Raw genomic sequence first — 4,381 nt, 5'->3', positions numbered from 1 at the left:
GAGCTGGCGGCGCAGCTCCACGTCCACCCCGGCGGTGGGCTCGTCCAGGATCAGCACCGGGGGATTGTGCACCATGGCCTTGGCCACCATCAGCCGGCGCTTCATGCCGCCGGAGAGCTGGCGGACATAGGCCTCGGCCTTATCGCCCAGGCCCAGCGCATTGAGCAGCTCCATGGTCCGGCGCTCCTTGGCCGGGACCCCGTACATGCCGGCCTGGACCTCCAGGCTTTCGCGCGGGGTGAAGAAGGGGTCTGCGGAGATCTCCTGCGGCACCACCCCGATGGCGGCCCGCGCGTCCCTGGGCCGGTCGTCGATGTCGCGGCCCCAGATGCGCACCGTCCCAGCGGTCTTCTTGGTCAGGCCCGCCAAGGTGTTGATGAAGGTCGACTTGCCCGCCCCGTTCGGCCCCAACAGGCCGAAGATCGAGCCGCGCGGGATCTTCAGGTCGAGGCCGCGCAGGGCATGCATCTCGGGCGTGGTCTTGGTGGCCGGATAGATCTTCACCAGGCCTTCGGCCTCGATCGCGTAGTCGGGAAGGGTCATTCAAAAGCGCCTAATTGACGGGCCGAGCCGTGGTCGCATACCTAGGCGCGCGCGGCGCATCCGCCAAGCTTCCGCCGCCGGAGATTCTATTGATGGCTCGCAAAGCCCCCGTCCCCAACCAAGGCCGCTCTTCCAAGCTCGAGCCCATGCCCGCCAAGCCGGCCCTAACCCCGAACCTGCCGGCGCCGGAGGTGATCGTGGTGCGTTCGGGCCGGGTCGCCTGCGACGGAGTCGGCGGCGCGCTGGGCCATCCGCGGGTCTGGCTGGAGATGGGCGAGGCGACCTTCGTCGAATGCCCCTATTGCGACCGCCGCTTCGTCCTGCCGGCGGGCTCCGAGGGGCCGGAGGACGAACGTTTCGCCCCCGGGGTCTATGAGGGTCCGCACGGGCACTGAGCTCTCTAGATCCTCCCCTTCTGGGGCAGGGCTATCGCATATGGCCGAGGAGTGAGAGGAGGAAGGCGTCGTCCCATCCGGCTCGCTTGATCTTGCCCTTGATTGAGCTTTTCTCGGGGTGCTGGCGCAGGATGTTGAGGGCGAGTTTCCGCAGGAGCGCGAGGTTCTGCGGGGCGTTGTCCTTGCGGCTTCGGGAGGCGTCCTCGTCGAAGGCGACGTCAAGCACCCAGTGCAGTTGGTTCTCGATGGTCCAGTGGGTTCTTGCGACCTGCAGCATGCGCTCGGCCGACAGGGGGGTTGAGAGCAGGTACCCGCGGACGATGGCGGTCTGGGGCTCGCCGGCGGGCTGGCGTAGGGTCTCGACGCGGGCGACGGCGGCCAAGCCGGGGAAGTCTATCTCCGAAGCGACCACCACGATGGCGGTGCGGTTCTCGAGGCGATCATGGGCGCGCCAGGGCCCGTCGGTGGCCGGCGGGCCGGCGTCGGCGGCCTGGATCAGCGCCTGGGCCTTGGCCAGAAGCTGGGGTTGGTTGGCCTTCAGGGCCAGGGCGTAGTCGGCTCCGGTGTCCAAGATCGCCTGAGCGGTGTCGCGGCGACAGTGGAGGGCGTCGGCGGTGACGATGCAGCCCTCCAGATGCAGCAAGGCCAAGGCCTGCTGGGCGCCCAGAACCTCGTTGCGGCCTGGGGCGAGGCGCTGACCGATCACCAACCGGGCCTCGGCGGCCCAGATATTGACCAGATGCAGCGGCGTGGCCTTGCGCCCGCGCTCATAGGCTCCGCGCAGCGCCTTGCCGTCGATGGCCACGACGCCTTCCAACGCGCCGGCGAAGGCGCGGGTGAACCGGGCGAAGGCCGCCTCGAACGGCTCGGGCTCGATCAGCCGAAACACCCGGCTGAAGGTGTCATGGCTGGGCGCCCCATGCTCCAGCTTCAACACCTGACGCAGGCAGCCCAGCTTGGCGCGCGCGAACAGAGCCATGTCCGTGCAGTCCTCGGCCCCGCACAGCACCGCCGCCAGGGCCACGAACATCAGCTCCAGAAGATCGTGCCGCGCGTTGCCCGCCCGGGGATCGGCCACCCCCGAAAAATAACTCGAGAACGTCTCCATCCCGCCGCCTCCTCACACCAGGGAGACAACCTCAGAACCCGCTTCGAGCTAAAACTTCGACTCCAACGCCATATGCGATTCCCCTGCCTCGAGCGGGGAGAGGAATGATGTTGCGGCGCCCCGTCACGAGGACACCTTGTCCTTGCTCTTGTCCGCCTCGGGCGCTCGGCGGGACTCGGCGAGGTTCATGCGCTCCTCGTCCTCCTCGGCGGCCTTGCGCATCTCCGCGCCCAGCAGCTTGTCCATGGTGTCGCTGGAGTCGCGGGCGGCCAGGATGTAGTTCTCCTCCTCGCCCGAAAGCGGCTTGAGCTCCTCGAAGAGCTGCTTGTCCAGCTTGCGGAAGGCGGTGGCCGCCCGCGTCGCGCGGAATTCCGAGAAGCCCAGCTTGACAAGGGCCCGGCGGCCGATGGCCAGGCTGCCCTCGAAGGTCTCGCGCTCGACGTCGTCGGCGCCTTCCCGCAGCAGTTCGTAGGCGTGGCGGCGGTCCCAGGCCCGGGCGAGGATTTTGAGGTGGGGAAAGGTCTGGCGGGCGGCCTCCACCAGCTCCACGGCCTTGTCCTGGTCGTCGATGGCCACGATCAGCAGGGCGGCCTTCTCGATGCCAGCGGTGCGCAGCAGGTCGAGCCGCGCGGCGTCGCCATAGTGAACCTTGCGGCCGAAGCGGCGCAGGGTCTCGATCTGCTCGATGCTGGAGTCCAGGGTCACCACGTTGAAGTCGTTGGCCATCAGCAGGCGCGCGGCGATCTGGCCGAAACGGCCGAAGCCCGCGACGATGACGTGCGGCTCGCCCTCGTCGAAGGGCTGGTGCGCCGGCTTGGGACCGTCGGCGACGGGACGGTTCAGCACCAGGCGTTCGTGGGCGGCCATTGCCAGGGGCGTGGCCGCCATGGAAAGCGCCACGGTGGCGGTCATCAGCTTGGCGAGTTCGGCGTCGATCACCCCGGCCCCGACCGTGAAGGTGAGCAGCACGAAGGCGAACTCGCCGCCTTGGGCCAGGGCCACGGCGGTGGTCCCGGCCGGCAGCGGCGGAATGCGGAAGAGCCGCGCCGCGCCGTACATGGCCACGGTCTTGAGCACCATCAGCCCGATGACCAGTCCCGCCAGCAGCAGGGGCTGGGCCAGGATCAGCCCGAAGTCGAGCGCCGCGCCGACGGTGATGAAGAATAGCCCCAGCAGCAGGCCGCGGAAGGGCTCGATGTCGGTCTCCAGCTCGCGGCGGAACTCGCTCTCGGCCAGCACCACCCCGGCCAGGAAGGCGCCCAGGGCCGGGGACAGGCCGACCGTCTGCATCAAGGCCGCGACGCTGATCACCAGCAGCAGGGCGAAGGCGGTGAAGATCTCGCGCAGCCGCGCGGCGGCGATGAACCGGAAGATCGGCTGGGTCAGGTACTTGCCGCCGACCACGACCGCCCCGACCGCGCCCATGATCGCCAGCGCCCGCGCCCAGCCCGGCAGGTCACCCAGCAGGTCGCCGCCGTGTCCGCCGGCCTGGGCCGCGGCGTCGGGGGCGATGGTGGCCAGGAAGGGCAGCAGGGCGAACAGCGGGATCACCGCCAGGTCCTGGAACAGCAGGACGCCGAACGCCGCCTCGCCCACCGCGCCCTGGCGCAGGCCGCGCTCCTCAAGGCTGGCCAGCACGATGGCGGTGGAGGACATCGAGAGCGTGAGCCCGACCGCCAGGGCCATCTGCCACGGAAGCCCCAGGGCCAGGGCCGCTCCGCCGGTCAGGGCGGTGGTAAAGGTGAGTTGGCCGCCGCCCAGGCCGAAGATCGCCGTGCGCATCCGCCACAGCAGCGCCGGGCGGACCTCCAGCCCGATCAGAAACAGCAGGATGACCACGCCGAACTCGGCGAAGCGCATGACGTCGCCGGCCTCGCCGACAAGGTTGAGCACGAAGGGCCCGACCAGGACGCCGGCGATCAGATAGCCCAGCACCGAGCCCAGTCCCAGGCGCTTGGCGATCGGAACCGAGATCACGCCGGCCGCCAGATAGACCAGGGCCTGGATCAGAAGTCCGTCGCCATGCATGCTTGAATCTCGCCCTCGCCTAGGAGCCCCGACTATGCCCCGATGCGAGCGCATATGCGCACCGGAATCTAATTCACCAACTGTTGATATTCTCGACGTCGTGACCTAAGGGAACCGCATGGCGAACAAGGTTCAGAAAGACGCGGTCGAGGCCCTGGCGGGTCATCTGTTCGACGGCATGACCATCATGGCCGGCGGCTTCGGCCTCTGCGGCATCCCGGAAAACCTGATCGCGGCGATCCGCGAGACGGGGACCAAGGACCTGACCGTGGTCTCCAACAATTGCGGGATCGACGGCTTTGGCCTG

General features: G+C 68.8%; 5 protein-coding genes. 2 read left to right on the top strand and 3 right to left on the bottom strand.

Translation table 11 applies throughout. From position 1 onward, the window contains the following. Positions 1–543: ABC transporter ATP-binding protein (locus Q8Q88_RS15640; protein WP_305676112.1), on the bottom strand; the 543-nt coding region annotated here is incomplete at its 3' end. Between the two features lie 146 nt (positions 544–689). Here Q8Q88_RS15640 and Q8Q88_RS15635 point away from each other — a divergent pair. Continuing rightward, on the top strand, positions 690–938 hold the full coding sequence (locus tag Q8Q88_RS15635) for a zinc-finger domain-containing protein (protein ID WP_305676113.1): 249 nt from the start codon (positions 690–692) through the stop codon (positions 936–938). A 31-nt stretch (positions 939–969) separates the two neighbouring features. Here Q8Q88_RS15635 and Q8Q88_RS15630 read toward each other — a convergent pair whose 3' ends face one another. Both Q8Q88_RS15630 and Q8Q88_RS15625 read right to left on the bottom strand, forming a co-directional pair. Then, the gene (locus Q8Q88_RS15630) at positions 970–2,046 is read right to left on the bottom strand and encodes an ISAs1 family transposase (protein WP_305676111.1); all 1,077 of its coding nucleotides are present in this window, start codon (positions 2,044–2,046) and stop codon (positions 970–972) included. Between the two features lie 123 nt (positions 2,047–2,169). Continuing rightward, positions 2,170–4,074, bottom strand: a complete 1,905-nt coding sequence (locus Q8Q88_RS15625) for a monovalent cation:proton antiporter-2 (CPA2) family protein (protein ID WP_305676110.1) — start codon at positions 4,072–4,074, stop codon at positions 2,170–2,172. Between the two features lie 118 nt (positions 4,075–4,192). Here Q8Q88_RS15625 and Q8Q88_RS15620 point away from each other — a divergent pair. Further along, positions 4,193–4,381, top strand: a 189-nt coding sequence (locus Q8Q88_RS15620) for a CoA-transferase (RefSeq protein WP_305676109.1), incomplete at its 3' end; no start/stop codon positions are given.

It is taken from the genome of Phenylobacterium sp., from assembly GCF_030697925.1.
Taxonomy (GTDB): Bacteria; Pseudomonadota; Alphaproteobacteria; order Caulobacterales; family Caulobacteraceae; genus Phenylobacterium.
The sequence above is the reverse complement of the archived record's forward strand: the minus strand, read 5'-3'. Positions and strand labels throughout refer to the sequence as shown.

Bases quoted from the DNA above. Each gene is read 5' to 3' on its own strand.
- Q8Q88_RS15625 (WP_305676110.1), bottom strand. From the start codon at position 4,074: ATGCATGGCGACGGACTTCTGATCCAGGCCCTGGTCTATCTGGCGGCC.
- Q8Q88_RS15635 (WP_305676113.1), top strand. From the start codon at position 690: ATGCCCGCCAAGCCGGCCCTAACCCCGAACCTGCCGGCGCCGGAGGTG.
- Q8Q88_RS15630 (WP_305676111.1), bottom strand. From the start codon at position 2,046: ATGGAGACGTTCTCGAGTTATTTTTCGGGGGTGGCCGATCCCCGGGCG.